This is a genomic window from Roseovarius sp. MMSF_3298 (genome assembly GCF_030733705.1).
GTDB lineage: Bacteria > Pseudomonadota > Alphaproteobacteria > Rhodobacterales > Rhodobacteraceae > Roseovarius > Roseovarius confluentis.
On the sequence record NZ_JASHIN010000002.1, the window covers coordinates 1 to 16,452 of the forward strand.

Genomic DNA, 16,452 nt, shown 5'->3' on the forward strand with positions numbered 1-16,452 from the left:
CGGGGTCTCACAAGCCGCTTTGGGCGATATCCTGCACCAGCGTCGGAACGGGTGGGTCGTTGGGCGGCACCTCGCCGATCAGGAGCAGGTCGGAGGCGTCCATGTGCCCGGCGAACCACGCCGCCAGCCCCACCGGATCATCCGGCCCGGTGCGCGGGCCGTCCACGGCATCGAGCACGATCTTCGACGGGGCCCAGACGCTGATCTGGCCGTTCTTCATCGCCCAGTCCAGTTCCGTCCGTGTGCCCACCACCACGCAACGGTCATCGCGCCCGGCCAGAACCCAGGCGTTCTGTTCCAGCGCCAGCAGATCGACACGGCGCTGCGACATGCGGTGCCCGGTCTTGGGGCTGTCGACGCGGTTGTGGCCCACGCAAAGGATCACCGGCTCGGCCCGCGCCTGAAGCTGGTCGAGCCAGCGCGACAGGTTGGGCGAGCCGATCGCGGTGTTCGACAGGTACACCACATGCGGATGCGGTGTGATGTCGGCGTGATGGCCCACGGGCTTGGTCTTGAGGTCCTCGACCGAGCGGACGATCTCGACCCCGAGCGCGCCCGGCCCACGGTCCAGTTTTTCCACCCGCACGAAGGTGCGCACCGCCTGCGGTTCCAGCAGGATGCGCTCGGCAATGCGTTCGGACAGGGTTTCCAGCAGGTTCAGGCGCTCCTCGGCCAGTTCGGCGGCGATGGCCTCGGTCACCTTGTCATAACTGAGGATGCGGTCCACGTCGTCGTCAATCGAGGCGGTCATCGGGCGCACCTCGACCACCACGTTGAACGCGACGCGCTGGGTCGTGCCGCGTTCGGCCTGGAACGCGCCGATCTCGACCTCGACCACGTGATCGCGCACTGAGATCCGGTCGAGCGGGCCGTCGGGGGCAGTGGCGTCGGCACGCTCGGACGGATGCGCGAAGGCGAGACGGATTTCCTTGGACATTTGGGCCTCCCCCCAATTTTCATCCAGCCGGGCATATCATGGTGCGGGGCGGGGGTGGAACCCGTAAATGCGACGGGCTGCGCCTCGGCTCCGGCAGATGCGGCGGGTGACGGGGCAATCGGCGGAATATCCCCGATCCTGCCGCACGATCCATCTGAACGGAACGTGGCCCGGAAGCGCTGCGTTGACCTAGAAACAGGAGGAGCGCGCCCATGACTGCCGATACAGCGCAAAACCGAACCTTCACCCATCCCAACGTTGCAGAGGTCGACCAGACCGACCGGCTCGTGCCGGTCAACCTGCGCCAGTCCGGCGGGACGCCGGTGGAGATGCTGGTCTCGACCCGGGTCCGCAAATCGCCCTTCTGGCATCTGTCGGTCGAGGCGGGCGCATGGCGGGCAACGGTCTATAACCGGATGTACCACCCCCGCGGCTACGTGCGGGAAGAGGACGGCGGCACGATGGCCGAATACCGCAGCCTGGTGCATCGGGTCACGCTTTGGGATGTCGCCGTCGAGCGGCAGATCAGGGTGCGCGGGCCGGATGCCGAGGCCTTCGTGAATTTCGTGATTACCCGCGATGCCACGAAAATTAAGTCGATGCATGGCAAGTATTGCATTCTTTGCGACGCAAAAGGCGGCATCCTGAACGATCCGGTCCTCCTTCGGCTGTCAGAGGACGAGTTCTGGTTCTCGATCTCTGATTCGGACCTGCTGCTTTGGCTGCGCGGGGTCAACGTGCACGGCCACTGGGATGTCGAGATCGACGAAATCGACGTCGCTCCGTTGCAGGTGCAGGGGCCTTTATCCGAGGATCTCATGGTCGACCTTGTGGACGAGACTTTGCGGGACGTGCCCTATTACGGCATGATGGAAGCCACGATCGGTGGGGCACCCGTTGTCATCAGCCAGACCGGGTTTTCCGGCGAGAAAGGCTATGAAGTCTACGTGCGCGACGCCTCGGAGAACGCCGAGAAAGTGTGGTACGCCATTCGCGGCACCGGCGCGCGCTACGGCCTGCGGGTGATCGCGCCCGGACACCACCGCCGGATCGCGGCCGGCATCCTGTCCTGGGGGCAGGACATGGATCACGAAACCTCGCCCTTCCAGGTGAACCTCGCGTACCAGGTGCCGAAGGAGAAGCAGGCGGATTACATCGGCAAGGCCACACTCGAGCGGCAGCGTGACGCGATCGAGGCAGGAAACTATCCATTCAACCTCAAGATGGTCGGGATCAAAATGGGCGGCTTGCCCGTCACCGACTACCCCTCCGATTTCTGGCTGGTGCAGGATGAGGACGGCAATCGCGTCGGCTATGTCACGTCCGCCTGGTGGTCGCCGGAGCTGGAGGTGAACATCGCGCTGGCTTTCGTGCCGTGGACACTTTCGGATATCGGATCGCGGCTGCAGGTGGAATTGCCCGAGGCCTATGCGGAGCATTCCGGGCAGGCGGCGTCGGCAGACGTCTGCGAGGTGCCTTTCCGCCCCTCCGAACACCCCAATGTGCGCGAGGCGCGCGGCTGAGCGCCGCTGCGCCTAAGACCCCCAGTCGGGGCAGGTCCGGCAGCGACGCCCCTGTTCGCCGCCCCGGACCTGCCCCGGATTGACGACAAGCCCCCGGAATGGATCGTTTACGTAGTCGTCTCGCGCGATCCAGGCATGTCGACACGCGCGCCGGGCCGGGATGAGGGTACGGCCCCCGCGCGGAACTCAGTCGTCCAACAGCACCTCTTCGAGATCTTCGAGGTCCTGGCTGCGCAAGAAGCGCGGCGCCATCAGCGCGATGTAGAAATCGATCACCGCGTCACCCGGAATGGAATTGCTGTTGCCAACCGAGGCGGGCCGGACGCGGGTCCAGCCGCTTCAGCAGGGTCTGGGTCAGGCGGATCGCATCACGCAGGCCCAGCCGCTCCTGTTTCAGCTGCTTGAGGCGCAGCGCATCGGCGGCGGGCTGGCTTTGCTCGCGGGTGATCCGCAGGTCGATCTCGCGGTGGCGGCGGGTCAGCGTGTCGATCCGGGCCTTCAGGCTCTTGGGCGAAAGTGTGCGGCGTTTCATGTGGGTCCTCCCGATGATGTGTGTTGAACTGTGGCAAAGAGATGGGGAGGGGTGTGCGAAGATTAAATCCTATCGAAGCTGAAAATCCGATAGGAAAAACCTATCTTGAAAAAGACCCCGCGAAGGACCATGCGATGGACGATATCACCTTGCGCCAGTTGCGCTATTTCCTGGCGCTCAGCGAGGCGGGCCATTACCGCAAGGCCGCCGAACGCGCCGGAATCAGCCAGCCCTCGCTCAGCCAACAGATCGTTCGGCTGGAATCCGCGCTTGGTGTCGAGTTGGTCGAGCGGGGCCGGCGCGGGGCCGTTCTGACGCCTGCCGGGCACGAGGTGTTGGCGCAGGCCCGCAAGGTGATCGACGAGGTCGAGACGCTGGCGACGCGGGCGCGCGAAGCGAAGGACGGCGTTGGTGGCACGCTGCGGCTGGGCACGACGCCGACACTGGGGCCGTATCTTCTGCCTTATGTCACGCGGCGGCTGCACCGCGCTTACCCCGCGCTGAAGCTGGTGATCCGCGATGCCGCCCCGCGCGTGCTGCAGGATGAACTGGACGAGGGTCGGCACGACATGATCCTGACGCAACTGCCGGTGCAATCCGCCGATGTGGACGTGATGCGGCTGTTCCGCGAGCCGTTGAAGCTGGCCATGATGCAAGACCATCCGCTGGCGGCGGCGGCACGGGTCGACGAAGCTGACCTGCAAGGGCAGGACGTGCTGTCGCTGTCTGATGCCTACTTGCTGCACGGCCAGATCCTGCGTCTGTGCGAGGATGTGGGCGCGCGTCTGCGCCAGGATTACGAGGGCACCAGCCTGGATGCGCTGCGCCAGATGACGGCGCTGGGCATGGGTGTCAGTTTCCTGCCCGCGCTCTATGTCCGGTCCGAGGTGGATGGAAAAGACGGCGACGTGGCGATCCGGCCTTTCAACGGCGACCGGCTGACCCGCTCGATCGGGCTGGTTTGGCGCCGACGGGCGGCCCATGCCGCGCTGGCCCGGCGGATCGGCGGGATCGTCCAGGCGGTGGTACAGGAGCATTTCGCCGACCTTGTGACATTGGAGGCCTAGATGCTGAAATACACCCCCGGGGAAGATGTCGGCCGGCTGGAGCACTGGCCCTTCGATGCCCCGGAAAGCGATTACCGCATGCTGCGCGGCGATCCGGTCTGTCACGGGCGGCTGGATGCAGGTGGGCCGGGGCACGCCACGCGCACCGGCATCTGGCGCTGTTCCGAAGGGGCATTTGCCTGCACCGAGCAGGGCGACGAGATGATGGTGATCCTGCAGGGGCGCTGCCGCATCACCGATCACGCCACCGGCGCTGTACTGGATCTCGGCCCCGGCGACACCGCTTTCGTCCGGGACGGCATGCGGGTGACATGGGATGTCTCCGAGGCGGTGACAAAGGCCTTCATGGGCTGGAAGCCCGGCGGATATTGAACGCGGGTCGATTTCCGCGGTCCGTTTCCAAACGCCCCTCGCCACAGGTCGGGATCGCACTACCTGCCTGCTCGAACGGTGGCCGGCCCCGGGCCGGAAACCACAAATTGGAACAGACAGGGAGACCCCCATGACCACCAGACGCAATTTCCTGATCGGCACCGCCGCCGCCGGCACCGTGACCGTTCTGCCGTCGCTGGCCTTCGCCGCCGAGGAAGGCGCCAGCATGAGCTTTCTTGACGGGGCCGTCAGCATTCATCCCATTTCGCACGCCTCCTTCGTGATGGAGACGCCCGCGGGCGTGGTCTATGTCGACCCGGTGGGCGAGGCGTCGGAGTACGAGGGTCTGCCCGATCCCGAACTGATCCTTGTCACCCACCGGCACGGCGACCACTACAACGCCGACCTCTTGGGGGCGCTGCCCGAGGTGCCGATCCTGACCAATGCCGACGTCATGGGCATGATGCCCGAGGACATGCAGGGCCGCACCCAGGCCATCGCCGCCGGCGAGACGACCGAGATGATGGGGCTGGGGATCGAGGCCGTACCGGCCTACAACATCACCGAGGGCCGCATGGATTTCCATCCGCAGGACCGGGGCGATATCGGCTTTGTCGTGACCATGGATGCGGGCCGGGTCTATATCTCGGGTGATACCGAGGGCACGGACGAGATGCGCGGCCTGGAAGACATCGACGTGGCGTTGGTCTGCATGAACCTGCCCTTCACCATGACCGCCGAACAGGCCGCAGACGCGGTGGCCGAATTCGCGCCTGCCGTGGTGATCCCGTATCACTATCGCGGCCGCGACGGCGGCACGCAGGACCCCGAGGCCTTTGCCCAAATGCTGAGCGATGCGGGGGCCGAGACCGAGGTGTCTCTGCATGACTGGTACAACGGCAGCCTGAGCTGATCTTACCCGTGTCGCCGCGCCATGGCGCGCGCGGTGGCACGCCGCCGCCTTTGCCCCCACCGCAAGACATTAGGACCGCATATGAAATCCACATTCCTGATCGCCGCCATGACGTGTGTTCCCGGCATGGCCCTGGCCCAGTCCGGCCCCAGCCTGTCCTTCTCGGCAGGCATCGGCGGGATTTACCAGCCCGAGTATTTCGGCTCGGACGACTACGAGGCGGATGTGACCGGCGGGTTCAAGTTCGGCCACCTCAAGATCGGCCGGCTGGAATTCGGCGACCCCGATCCCAACGCCGTCGATCTGGGATGGCGGCCCCGCGGCTCGCTTCGCGTGATCCGCGAACGCGACAGCTCGGACCACGTGGAACTTACCGGATTGCGCGACGTCGATTTCAGCCTCGAGATCGGCGGCGGCGTCGGCTACAACGCCGAGAATTTCCAGGCCTTCGCGGATGTGCGCTATGGCGTGGTCGGTCATGAAAGCTGGGTGGGCGAGCTGGGGGCCGACGCGATCTTCCGCCCCTCGGACGACTGGACCGTCACCGTGGGGCCACGGGTGCTGTGGGGGGCGGATGATTACACGTCGACCTATTTCGGCGTCACCCCGGCCGAAGCGGGGCTGTCGGCCTTTCCCGCCTACGCGCCCGGCTCGGGCATCGTCAGCGCGGGGATCGAGGTCGGCGCGCAGTATGAACTGTCGCAGAACTGGTACCTGGATGGCACGCTGGCCTGGAACCGGTATGTCGGCGACGCGGCGGACTCGCAGATCGTGCAGGACGATGACAGCTTTCAGCTGTCGCTGATCGCAATGCGGCGGTTCAACTTCGGGCGCTGACGCAAGGCATTGCGGTTTTATCTGTCAAAGGACCCCGGTGAAGCGGGGCTCTTTGCGTTATTGCCGGTGGAGCGGTCCAGCAGCCAGGCCACCAAGGGCGCGATCCCTAGCGAGATCAAGGGGACGAGTACGCCGGTCAGAACCAGCGTGCGCAGGGGCATTGGCCAGTCCGGGCCGATGGCCCGCAAGACAGCCAACCCCACCATGACCAGCGGCCAGACCGCCAGCCACACCAGGAAGATCCGCAAAGCGGGCCTCATGGATCCTCGCCTTCCATCTCGTTCGCGATAATGCGGAAATAACCGGGCAGGATGGTCGTCAGCCTTTCCCGCCCCTCGGGTGTCAGTGCGATATGGCGGATGCGGCTGTCGTTCTCGTCCGTCACCTTGGTCACCAACCCATCGTCGAGCAGCGTCCTAAGGGTCCGCGCCACCACCGGGCCGGACACGTCCAGCCGCTCTGTGATCTCGCCCACGGTCAGGCTGTCGCGATCTTCCTCGCGGTCGATCACGATCAGGAACAGGAACCGAAGCTGCGAGAACCCATGCCGCGCGAAATAGGCGTCCAGCCGCCGGATCAGCAGGCTGGCCCGCCGCAGCAGGGCAAGCCCGTCGCGGATCGTCTCCGGGCCGGTATCATAATGGCCGGAATAGCTTTCGATCATGCGCTGCGTGGGCAGGTCCTTGAGAAAGAACATGGGCCGGCAGTCTCAGGCGATCGGGTGCATGAACGTGAGTTCGACGGGCGCGGCCAGCAACTGCTCGTAACGCTCGAACACTTGCCTTGTGTAGGGTTGAGCATGATGCGCGTCGAAGGCGGCCTGATCGTCCCAGATCTCGGTCAGGTGCAGGCTACCGCTGTCGACATTGCGGTGCAGGGTGAAATGCTGGCATCCTGCTTCGGCGCGGGTCTCGGACAGGATGCCCAGGATGGCATCGCGGGCCTCGTCCAGACAGTCTGGCTTGGGGTGGATGGTGGCGAAAACGCTGAGGGACATGAGGTGGCTCCTGTGATTCTGCATTTTTATTATCATGGTATGTATCATGCTAAATGTAAACCATTTCACATCGAGGCGTCATCCTCGGGCCTGATCCGAGGATCTCTTGCGCCATGAGATCCCGGATCAAGTCCGTGATGGGCCGGGGGCAGAGCGGCGGACCGTGACGTGAAGATGAAAAAGGCCCCGGATTGCGCCGGGGCCTTATTGCTCGTTCTGCGGTGGATCAGGCGAAAATGAAATCGTCCACGGCCGAATCCAGCGCCGCACCGTCGTGGAAGGCCAGGTTCTGAATGCGCATGTCATCCTCGGGGCCGGTATCGACCTCGGAAAACGCCGTGGCGGCGGTGTTGTGATTGTCCAGCAGATACTCGGCCAGCGCGTCCTGCTCGGTGCCGTCATCCGCGAAGGTGGCATCTCCGGTCTGGACGCCTTCCTGTTCGAGTGGCGCGAAATCAAAGTCCTCGGGGAAGGGGTAGCCATCCCCGCCACCGATGAAACTGCCATCGTCGTCAAAGCGCGGCGCGGCCAGGAAGCCCAGCGTCACGACGCCGTATTCCTGGTCGGGATTCACGATCACACCGTCATCCACCAGCACCGCGCGGATCTCGCCGGTGTCGGGGTCGACAAAGGCCGCGTCGTCGATCCGCGCGCCCGACGGGGCATCGGGGTCAAAGCTGAACTCGACACCCGCCACCTGGATGAACTGGCCCGCAACGCCGGGCAGGGCGGCGACGCCATGTTCCAGAACCGCCACCAGCTCGGTCGCGGTCAGCTGGCCGACCACAAGGTCGTTGTTGAACGCGAGCGTGGTCTGGATGTCGTTCTGGCTTATACCGCCCGTGGGCTTCACCACGGTGCCGTCGCTGTCGAGGATCTGCTCGTTCACGACGCGCACCGGCTCGGTCCCGCCGGCGGGCACCACCGTCTGGCCGATCGAGGCGCGGATACCGCCGCCGTTCTTGACCGACACCCAGATGTCGTCGCCATCACCGAACATCTCGTTGGCATAGTCCAGGTTGGCATCTGCCGTCAGGTTGCCCAGATTGGTTTCCTGCGTGCGCACCCCGTCAGGGTCTTCGCCTGTGCCGGAGCCCGACCGGTTGCCGTTCAGGAATACCTCCGAGATACCGAATACATTGCCTTCGGTCGCCAGGATCTGGTCCTGGATCGCATCGGCGATGGCCTGTATTTCAGGGTCGATCAGCGCACCTGCATTCAGGTCCGCCACGCCCTGGTCGTCGGTGGCATAGGCGCCCGAGACATCCGCGTCATAGCTTTCGGGGATGATGTTGCCATTGGCGTCGAACTCGATCACCAGCCGGCCCACGTACTTGTAGCTGCCATCGGTGTTGACGACCGCCGTGGTGGTGCCGCCCGCGTTGTCGATGAAGGCCGGGTACTGGCCCTGATCGCTGTCACCGTCGCGGGCACGGTCGTTGTCGTCGAATAGCCGGATGTTCGAGCCGCCGGCAACGATGACGTCCACGTCGGTCAGGCGCTCGGCCAGTCCGAACTCGATGCCGATCTGCTGCATGTGGCCCAGCATGATCACCTTGTCCATGGTTGGGTTCGCGGCCAGCAGGGCGTCGACCTCGGCCTGGATCTCGGCGGCCAGCGCATCCAGCTCGGCCTCGGTGGGGTCGGTGCCGGCCCAGCCGGGGGTGATGCCCACGTCGCCGGGCGACGAGATCGAGCCCAGCGTCGGCGTCGTGGCGCCGACGACGCCGATGCGCTCGCCGTCCTGTTCGATCACGGTCGAGGAGGTGACGACGTTTGCCTGCGGCGCCTGCCCACCCTCGACGGCTAGCGGTGCGAGGTTGGCATCGGTCGAGAAATCGAGGTTGGTCGACAGGTAGGGAAACAGCGCCCCCGCGAAATCCATGCCGTCCAGATCGGTGCCTGACAGGGCGGCGAAATCCCCCTCCGCGTCGCCGGAGATCAGGTCGGCCAGCGTGCCGGTGCCGAAATCGAACTCGTGGTTGCCCAGGGCCACCGCTTGCACGCCCAGCTCGTTCTGGATCTGGATATCGGCGATGCCGGCCGAGCCGAAGACCTCTGCAGAGGCGTCATAGAACAGGCCGGGGATGAACGCGTCGCCCGAGGACAGCGTCAGCGTCGCGTCGGCGCCCACATCCTCGTCGCGCAGCGCGTTCAGCACAGCCGACAGGTTGGGCGCATCCTCGACCGCGGCGGCACCGGCCTCCTGGTCGGCGAAATGCAGCAGGTTCAGGGTAAATGTATCGTCGCGGTCCAGCATCTCGACCGAAACGCTGGCTTCCTCGCTTTCGGTCTCGCCGTTCGAGACGCGGTAGGTGAAATCCAGTTCGCCGTCGAACCACGGGAAGGCCTTGACCTTGACGGTGCCGTCCTTGTTGATCTTGACGAAGCCTTCGAGGTGGCCGCTGTCCTCGTCGCGCAGCAGCACCAGCTTGCGACGGCCCACATCCTGGCCGTTGATCTCTGACACGAAGAGGTCATCGGCATCGCTTTCCTCGCCCGGCAGGTCATTCGCCAGAAGGTCCAGCGTGGTCTTGCGACCAACTACGCGCGCCACGTCGTCCGTGGCGGTGGGGGCGGGTGCCGGGTCATTGTCCTCCTGCGGATTGGACCAATCCCAGAAGCCGGGAAACTTGTCTTTCCATGAAAACCCGCGGTTGCCCCACGGCGTACCGAAATCGTGTCTGAAAAACATCTGGAGACTCCCCTTGTCCGATTGGTTCCACGTCGCAGCGACGCGGCATCGGACAAAGAAAAGCCCCGCGTAGGTAACAGGGACGCAGCGGGGGTGTTAAATTTTTGTGAATGGCGACGGGCCGTGGCGAGGCCGGGCGCAACGGAAAGGTATCGGCACAACTCGAAACAGATGCGACGCCGCAGACGAAAGAGAAAGGCCCCGGATTGCTCCGGGGCCTTTCGAAAAGTTTCAGGCTGGTCAGCCGGCGCTTAGTGATGCGCGGGCTGCTTGTCCCAGTCTTCCCGTTTCGGCAGCTGCTCGAACGTGTGTTCGGGCGGCGGGCAGGGCAGGGTCCATTCCAGCGTGTCGGCATATTCGTTCCAAGGGTTGTTCTGGGTCACTTTCGCGCCGCGGAACAACGCGTAGAACACCACGCCGAAGAAGAAGAGGAAGCTGGCGAAGGACAGGAACGCGCCCAGCGACGACCAGTAGTTCCAGACCGCGAAGGCCTCGGGGTAGTCGATGTAGCGGCGGGGCATGCCCTGACGTCCCAGGAAGTGTTGCGGGAAGAAGGTCAGGTTCGCGCCGATGAACATCGCCCAGAAGTGCAGCTTGCCCATCCATTCGGGGATCATGCGCCCGGTCATCTTGGGGAAGTAGAAGTAGACCCCCGCGAAGATCGCGAAAACGGCACCCAGGCTCATCACGTAGTGGAAGTGCGCCACCACGTAGTAGGTATCGTGATAGGCCCGGTCGATGCCTGCCTGACTGAGGACGATGCCGGTGACGCCGCCCACGGTGAACAGGAACAAAAAGCCGAACGCCCAGAGCATCGGCGTCTTGAACTCGATCGCGCCGCCCCACATCGTGGCGATCCAGCTGAACACCTTCACGCCTGTCGGGACCGCGATGACCATCGTGGCCAGCATGAAGTAGGATTGCTGGGTCAGCGACATGCCCACGGTGTACATGTGGTGCGCCCACACGACGAAGCCGAGGAAGCCGATGGCGATCAGCGCCCAGACCATCGGCAGGTAGCCGAAGATCGGCTTGCGCGCGAAGGTCGCGATCACGTGGCTGATGATGCCAAAGCCGGGCAGGATGATGATGTACACTTCCGGGTGGCCGAAGAACCACAGGATGTGTTGGTACAGAACCGGGTCACCGCCGCCCGCGGGGTCGAAGAAGGTCGTGCCGAAGTTGCGGTCGGTCAGCAGCATCGTGATGGCGCCCGCCAGAACCGGCAGCGACAGCAGGATGAGCCACGCGGTCACGAAGATCGACCAGCTGAACAGCGGCACCTTGAAGAGCGTCATGCCCGGTGCGCGCATGTTCAGGAAGGTGGTGATCATGTTGATCGCGCCCAGGATCGAGCTTGCGCCCGACACGTGCACGGCAAAGATCGCCAGGTCCATCGACATGCCCGCCTCGTTGGTCGAAAGCGGTGGGTAGAGCACCCAGCCCACGCCCGAACCGAGCTGCCCATTGCCACCCGGCGCCAGTAGCGAGGCGACACCCAGCGACGTGCCGGTGACATAAAGCCAGAAGCTGAGGTTGTTGAGGCGCGGGAACGCCATGTCCGGCGCGCCGATCTGCAGCGGCATGAAGTAGTTGCCGAAGCCGCCGAAAAGGGCGGGGATCACCACGAAGAACATCATCAGCACACCGTGATAGGTGATCATGACGTTCCAGAGGTGGCCGTTCGGGGTACATTCGCCGGCGGCCGCCGCGGTGAACCGCGCGCCTTCCATGCACATGTACTGAACGCCCGGCTCCATCAGTTCGAGCCGCATGTAAACGGTGAACGCCACCGAGATCAGGCCGACGAATGCCGACGTGATCAGGTAGAGAATCCCGATATCCTTGTGGTTGGTGGACATGAACCAGCGGGTGAAGAACCCGCGATTGTCTTCATGTCCGTGGCCGTGAATGGCTGCGTCTGCCATCTGGGTGCCTCCTGCTGGTCATTTATACAGGGACACCGCATGGCGAAGGGGTCAGACAGACTCCCCCGCGACGTGTCCCGCAACACGAGAAAGGTTCTAGAATGACCCGCGACAATGAGCAATGCGCCAGATTGACATATGCGGATATTTTTTGTCGCAGCCGGACGGGCAGTGAAACTCGGCCAGAGCCCCGCAAAAATTAACGATTTCTTCACCAAAGCGGTGTTTCGGAGGCGCGGGCCAACGGGCCCCGAAGCCGCAATCGAAAATCGCCGGTCGCTCTTGAAGCCCCCCCGGCCCACGCATAAGGTTCACTCCGACGCGGGCCGATCCACGGTCCGGACCATGCGCATCAAGAGGCAGGCAACATGACAGACCCGATGGAAACCTACATGAACACGCTCGTCCCGATGGTGGTCGAGCAGACCAGCCGCGGCGAACGGGCCTACGACATCTTCTCGCGTCTGCTTAAGGAGCGGATCATCTTCGTGAACGGCCCGGTGCATGACGGCATGTCCAGCCTGATCGTGGCGCAGCTTCTGCACCTCGAAGCCGAGAATCCCTCCAAGGAAATCTCGATGTATATCAACAGCCCCGGCGGCGTCGTGACCTCGGGCCTGTCGATCTACGACACCATGCAATACATCAAGCCCAAGGTCAGCACGCTGGTCATCGGCCAGGCCGCCAGCATGGGCAGCCTGCTGCTGACGGCGGGCGCGGCGGGGATGCGGTTCTCGCTGCCCAACAGCCGAATCATGGTGCACCAGCCTTCGGGCGGCTACCAGGGCCAGGCGACGGATATCATGATCCACGCCGAGGAGACGCTGAAGCTGAAACGGCGTCTTAACGAAATTTACGTAAAACACACAGGACAATCGCTGAAGAAGGTCGAGGACGCGCTGGAGCGCGACAACTTCATGTCGCCCGAGGACGCGAAGGAGTGGGGCCTGATCGACGAAATCGTGGAAAACCGTGCAAAGGGTGAAGAAGACGGCAAGTGATCCGCCCGAGTGCGGTGGAAGGCGGGGCAGGAGCGATTTTGACATTGAGGTGCCAAACGCTCTGCCCTAAGCTGCTTCGAACGGACGAGAAACAAGGGACCCGCGCCAGGGCCGGCTGACCCGGTCGCATACATCCACAGTGGCGCAAATCGATGGGCCCAAAACGCGGCGCGACACGCCGAAAGGTGCAAGAATGGCGAATAATTCCGGTGGCGACAGCAAGAACACGCTCTACTGCAGCTTCTGCGGCAAGAGCCAGCACGAGGTTCGAAAACTGATCGCGGGTCCGACGGTGTTCATCTGCGACGAATGCGTCGAGCTTTGCATGGACATCATCCGCGAAGAAACCAAGACCGCCGGGCTGAAGGCGACCGACGGTGTGCCCACCCCGCGCGAGATCTGCGATGTGCTGGACGATTACGTGATCGGCCAGTTCACCGCCAAACGCGTGCTTTCGGTCGCGGTGCACAATCACTACAAGCGGCTCAATCACTCCGGCAAGAACGACATCGAACTGCAGAAGTCGAACATCCTGCTGATCGGCCCCACGGGCTGCGGCAAGACGCTTCTGGCGCAGACGCTGGCGCGGATTCTCGACGTGCCCTTCACCATGGCCGACGCCACGACGCTGACCGAGGCCGGGTACGTGGGCGAGGATGTCGAAAACATCATCCTCAAGCTGTTGCAGGCGTCGGAATACAACGTCGAACGCGCGCAGCGCGGCATCGTCTATATCGACGAGGTCGACAAGATCACCCGCAAGTCGGAAAACCCCTCGATCACCCGCGACGTGTCGGGCGAGGGCGTGCAGCAGGCGCTTCTGAAACTGATGGAAGGCACCGTGGCCGCCGTACCGCCGCAAGGCGGGCGCAAGCATCCGCAGCAGGAATTCCTGCAAGTGGACACGACCAACATCCTGTTCATCTGCGGTGGGGCCTTTGCCGGGCTCGACAAGATCATCAGCCAGCGTGGCAAGGGCTCTGCCATGGGCTTTGGCGCCGATGTGCGCGACGAGGAATCGCGCAACGTGGGCGAGGTGTTCAAGGACCTCGAACCCGAAGATCTGCTGAAATTCGGCCTGATCCCGGAATTCGTCGGCCGCCTGCCGGTTATCGCGACGCTGGAGGACCTCGACGAGGATGCACTGATCACGATCCTGACCCAGCCGAAGAACGCGCTGGTCAAACAGTATCAACGCCTGTTCGAGCTGGAGAACGTGACGCTCAGCTTCACCGACGATGCGCTGAGCGCGATTTCCAAGCGGGCGATTGCACGCAAGACAGGCGCGCGCGGTCTGCGCTCGATCCTCGAGGATATCCTGCTCGACACGATGTTCGAACTGCCCGGCATGGAAGATGTCGAGGAAGTGGTCGTCAACGAGGAAGCCGTCAGTGCCGAGGCCGCACCGCTGATGGTGCATGCCGAGGCCAAGAAGGAAGGCACCAGCGCGGGCTGACCCGACGGTGGGCCTTTGGAGGCACAAATTTTTACAAAAAATTTGGGCAAGAAAATTCGAATTTTCTTGACCATTTTCTTTGAAAGAAAATGGTCCAGTGCCGGATCGCACGACAGGAATACGGCCCGGCGTCTCCTTGCCGGCCAACACCAGCCAATGGCGAAGACAGGCCGGCAGGGCCGCGTCCGGGCTGGACCTTGGCGGCAATCTGCGGCATATCGGGACCAAGCATAGTCCGGAGGATCATGATGGGTCTGCTCACCTCGCTTCTGCGCGCCGTCACATGGTGGAACGGCGCCACGCTCAACACGATGATTCACACCCGCCGCAATGGCATGAAGGTCGGTGAGGACGATCAGGGCAACACCTTTTACCAGACAAGCGACGGCAAGCGCCGCTGGGTGATCTTCAACGGTGAGGCCGAGGCCAGCCGCGTCAGCCCCGAGTGGCATGGCTGGCTGCACCACACCTACAAGGAGCCGCCCACCGAGGCGCCGTTCAAGCGCAAGCCTTGGGAAAAGCCGCACGAGGAAAACCTTACCGGCACCGCGCTGGCTTATGCGCCCGCCGGCTCGATCCGCCGCGCCGATCCGGCCGAGCGCCGCGACTACGAGGCCTGGAGCCCCGAGTAACCCCGACCCACCAGCCAGGAGCCGCCCATGGCCAGCGAGAACATGACCGAGGTCGCCGTCGGCGGGGCCGTGCTGGCGATTGCCGCGGGTTTCGTGATTTATGCCGGACAAGTCAGCGGCTTTTCGGGCGCCGCGCCGGAGTACGAGCTGCGCGCCAGCTTTCGCAGCGCCGACGGCATAGACGTCGGAACCGATGTACGCCTGGCCGGCGTCAAGGTCGGCCGCGTCACCGACATGCAGCTCGACCCCGACACCTACCGCGCCCGCGCCGTCTTTACCGTGCGCGACGATATCGAGGTGCCCGACGACAGTGCGCTGGCGATCAGTTCCGAGGGTCTGCTGGGTGGCAATTTTGTCGAGATCATGCCCGGCGGTTCGCCCTTCTACTTCACCGCTGGCGACGAGATCGAGTTCACGCAAGGCTCCGTCAGCCTGATCGCGCTTCTGACCAAGTTCGTGGCCAGAGACGACGACGGCGGAGATGCCCCCGAATGAACCGCTGGCACCGCAGCATCCCGGCCGCCGCCCTCATGGCGCTGGCCCTTGCCGCGCCCGCCGCGGCGCAGGAAGAGGTCGAGGTCGGCACCGGCGTCGTGCTGCGCTGGGTCGACAAGATCACCACCGAATCCGGCGACCTCGAGATCGCCAATGCCAGCGCTGCAAGTGTCGGTCGGATGCGCATCGAACTGGGCGAATGCCGCTATCCCGCGGGCAATCCGGCGGGCGACGCCTATGCCTTTCTCACCGTCCACCCCGAGGAATCCGCGCCGCCGATTTTCTCGGGCTGGATGCTGGCCTCGTCGCCCGCGCTCAACGCGGTGGAACATCAACGCTATGACATCTGGGTGTTGCGCTGCATGACCCAATGAGGCGCCGGATCGAAAGGCGGGTGGTTGATATCCGCCTCCGCCTCCAGCGCGCGGGCCAGCTGCTTGCGGTAAGCCGCGCGTGGGATTTCCTGCGCGCCCAGGCTGGCCAGGTGCTCGGTCTGGAACTGCGTGTCGAAGAGCAGAAAGCCACAGCGCCGCAAATGCCCCGTCAGGTGCGCCAGCGCCAGCTTTGACGCGTCGGTGCGGCGCGAGAACATGCTTTCGCCGAAGAACGCGGCACCCAACGTCACGCCGTAAACCCCGCCGATCAGAAGGTCGTCCTGCCAGATCTCCAGCGAATGGGCGTGGCCCCTGGCGTGCAGTTCCAGGTAAAGCGACCGGATCTGCCCGTTGATCCACGTCTCCGCGCGGTCGGCGCAGCCGTCCACCGTGCCGGCGAAATCCGCGTTGAGCGTGGCATTATAGGCCCCGCGCCGCATCCGACGTGCCAACGAGCGTGAAACGTGGAACCCCGACAGCGGCAGCACACCGCGCATCCGCGGGTCGACCCAGAACAGATCCGGGTCGTGGCGGGACTCGGCCATCGGGAAAATGCCCGCGGCATAGGCCTGTAACAAGAGGTCTGGATCAAGAGGCGGCTGGCGGTCTGACATTGGCGTCCGGATGGCGGGGCAGGGCGGGGCGGCGTTTACGCTTCGTTACACCTCCCATGGTAAGCCTTTGCACGGTGCA

General features: G+C 64.1%; 18 protein-coding genes. 10 read left to right on the plus strand and 8 right to left on the minus strand.

The annotated features are described in order from the left end of the window. Positions 1-7: 7 nt before the first annotated feature. Complete coding sequence (locus RBB18_RS01980; RefSeq protein ID WP_103761670.1) at positions 8-937, minus strand: dihydroneopterin aldolase; 930 nt, start codon at positions 935-937, stop codon at positions 8-10. Positions 938-1,149: 212 nt separating this feature from the next. Between RBB18_RS01980 and RBB18_RS01985 the strand changes: the two genes are divergently transcribed. Continuing rightward, entirely contained in the window at positions 1,150-2,460 is a 1,311-nt protein-coding gene (locus tag RBB18_RS01985) for a glycine cleavage T C-terminal barrel domain-containing protein (protein ID WP_306112611.1), read from the plus strand. A gap of 280 nt (positions 2,461-2,740) precedes the next feature. Here RBB18_RS01985 and RBB18_RS01990 read toward each other — a convergent pair whose 3' ends face one another. Further along, the gene (locus RBB18_RS01990; RefSeq protein WP_103761669.1) at positions 2,741-2,992 is read right to left on the minus strand and encodes a YdcH family protein; all 252 of its coding nucleotides are present in this window, start codon (positions 2,990-2,992) and stop codon (positions 2,741-2,743) included. Between the two features lie 134 nt (positions 2,993-3,126). Between RBB18_RS01990 and RBB18_RS01995 the strand changes: the two genes are divergently transcribed. The 4 genes from RBB18_RS01995 to RBB18_RS02010 all read left to right on the plus strand — a co-directional run bounded on the left by RBB18_RS01995 (position 3,127) and on the right by RBB18_RS02010 (position 6,181). Beyond that, positions 3,127-4,059, plus strand: a complete 933-nt coding sequence (locus RBB18_RS01995; RefSeq protein ID WP_306112612.1) for a hydrogen peroxide-inducible genes activator — start codon at positions 3,127-3,129, stop codon at positions 4,057-4,059. Further along, positions 4,060-4,431, plus strand: a complete 372-nt coding sequence (locus RBB18_RS02000; RefSeq protein ID WP_103761667.1) for a cupin domain-containing protein — start codon at positions 4,060-4,062, stop codon at positions 4,429-4,431. 130 nt (positions 4,432-4,561) lie between these two features. After that, positions 4,562-5,344 (plus strand): MBL fold metallo-hydrolase, encoded by a 783-nt coding sequence (locus tag RBB18_RS02005; protein WP_103761666.1) that lies wholly within the window; start codon positions 4,562-4,564, stop codon positions 5,342-5,344. Between the two features lie 81 nt (positions 5,345-5,425). Next, positions 5,426-6,181: a MipA/OmpV family protein gene (locus RBB18_RS02010; RefSeq protein WP_306112613.1), complete on the plus strand. Its 756-nt coding sequence runs from the start codon at positions 5,426-5,428 to the stop codon at positions 6,179-6,181. A 17-nt stretch (positions 6,182-6,198) separates the two neighbouring features. Here the strand turns inward: RBB18_RS02010 and RBB18_RS02015 are convergent, their stop codons facing one another. The 5 genes from RBB18_RS02015 to ctaD all read right to left on the minus strand — a co-directional run bounded on the left by RBB18_RS02015 (position 6,199) and on the right by ctaD (position 11,801). Beyond that, positions 6,199-6,441, minus strand: a complete 243-nt coding sequence (locus RBB18_RS02015; protein WP_103761664.1) for a hypothetical protein — start codon at positions 6,439-6,441, stop codon at positions 6,199-6,201. Continuing rightward, positions 6,438-6,878, minus strand: a complete 441-nt coding sequence (locus RBB18_RS02020; protein WP_306112614.1) for a MarR family winged helix-turn-helix transcriptional regulator — start codon at positions 6,876-6,878, stop codon at positions 6,438-6,440. Before RBB18_RS02020 ends, RBB18_RS02015 begins: the two co-directional genes overlap by 4 nt. 12 nt (positions 6,879-6,890) lie before the next feature. Next, a complete protein-coding gene (locus RBB18_RS02025; RefSeq protein WP_103761662.1) occupies positions 6,891-7,178 on the minus strand; it encodes a putative quinol monooxygenase in 288 nt (95 codons plus the stop codon). A 226-nt stretch (positions 7,179-7,404) separates the two neighbouring features. Next, positions 7,405-9,873, minus strand: a complete 2,469-nt coding sequence (locus tag RBB18_RS02030; protein WP_306121233.1) for a 5'-nucleotidase C-terminal domain-containing protein — start codon at positions 9,871-9,873, stop codon at positions 7,405-7,407. Between the two features lie 251 nt (positions 9,874-10,124). Further along, positions 10,125-11,801 (minus strand): cytochrome c oxidase subunit I, encoded by a 1,677-nt coding sequence (gene ctaD / locus RBB18_RS02035; RefSeq protein ID WP_103761660.1) that lies wholly within the window; start codon positions 11,799-11,801, stop codon positions 10,125-10,127. A 368-nt stretch (positions 11,802-12,169) separates the two neighbouring features. On the opposite strand from ctaD, the gene RBB18_RS02040 reads away from it, so the two are divergent. The 5 genes from RBB18_RS02040 (at position 12,170) to RBB18_RS02060 (ending at position 15,759) form a co-directional block, all read left to right on the plus strand. Then, positions 12,170-12,802, plus strand: coding sequence for an ATP-dependent Clp protease proteolytic subunit (locus RBB18_RS02040; RefSeq protein ID WP_103761659.1), 633 nt, complete (start codon positions 12,170-12,172; stop codon positions 12,800-12,802). A 193-nt stretch (positions 12,803-12,995) separates the two neighbouring features. Then, on the plus strand, positions 12,996-14,258 hold the full coding sequence (clpX, locus tag RBB18_RS02045; protein WP_103761902.1) for an ATP-dependent Clp protease ATP-binding subunit ClpX: 1,263 nt from the start codon (positions 12,996-12,998) through the stop codon (positions 14,256-14,258). A gap of 248 nt (positions 14,259-14,506) precedes the next feature. After that, positions 14,507-14,890 (plus strand): NADH:ubiquinone oxidoreductase subunit NDUFA12, encoded by a 384-nt coding sequence (locus RBB18_RS02050; RefSeq protein WP_103761901.1) that lies wholly within the window; start codon positions 14,507-14,509, stop codon positions 14,888-14,890. A gap of 27 nt (positions 14,891-14,917) precedes the next feature. Beyond that, entirely contained in the window at positions 14,918-15,385 is a 468-nt protein-coding gene (gene mlaD / locus RBB18_RS02055; protein WP_306112318.1) for an outer membrane lipid asymmetry maintenance protein MlaD, read from the plus strand. Next, positions 15,382-15,759 (plus strand): DUF2155 domain-containing protein, encoded by a 378-nt coding sequence (locus RBB18_RS02060; protein WP_306112319.1) that lies wholly within the window; start codon positions 15,382-15,384, stop codon positions 15,757-15,759. Before mlaD ends, RBB18_RS02060 begins: the two co-directional genes overlap by 4 nt. Here RBB18_RS02060 and aat read toward each other — a convergent pair. After that, positions 15,723-16,373: a leucyl/phenylalanyl-tRNA--protein transferase gene (aat, locus tag RBB18_RS02065; RefSeq protein WP_103761657.1), complete on the minus strand. Its 651-nt coding sequence runs from the start codon at positions 16,371-16,373 to the stop codon at positions 15,723-15,725. The genes RBB18_RS02060 and aat overlap by 37 nt on opposite strands. Between the last annotated feature and the right edge of the window lie 79 nt (positions 16,374-16,452).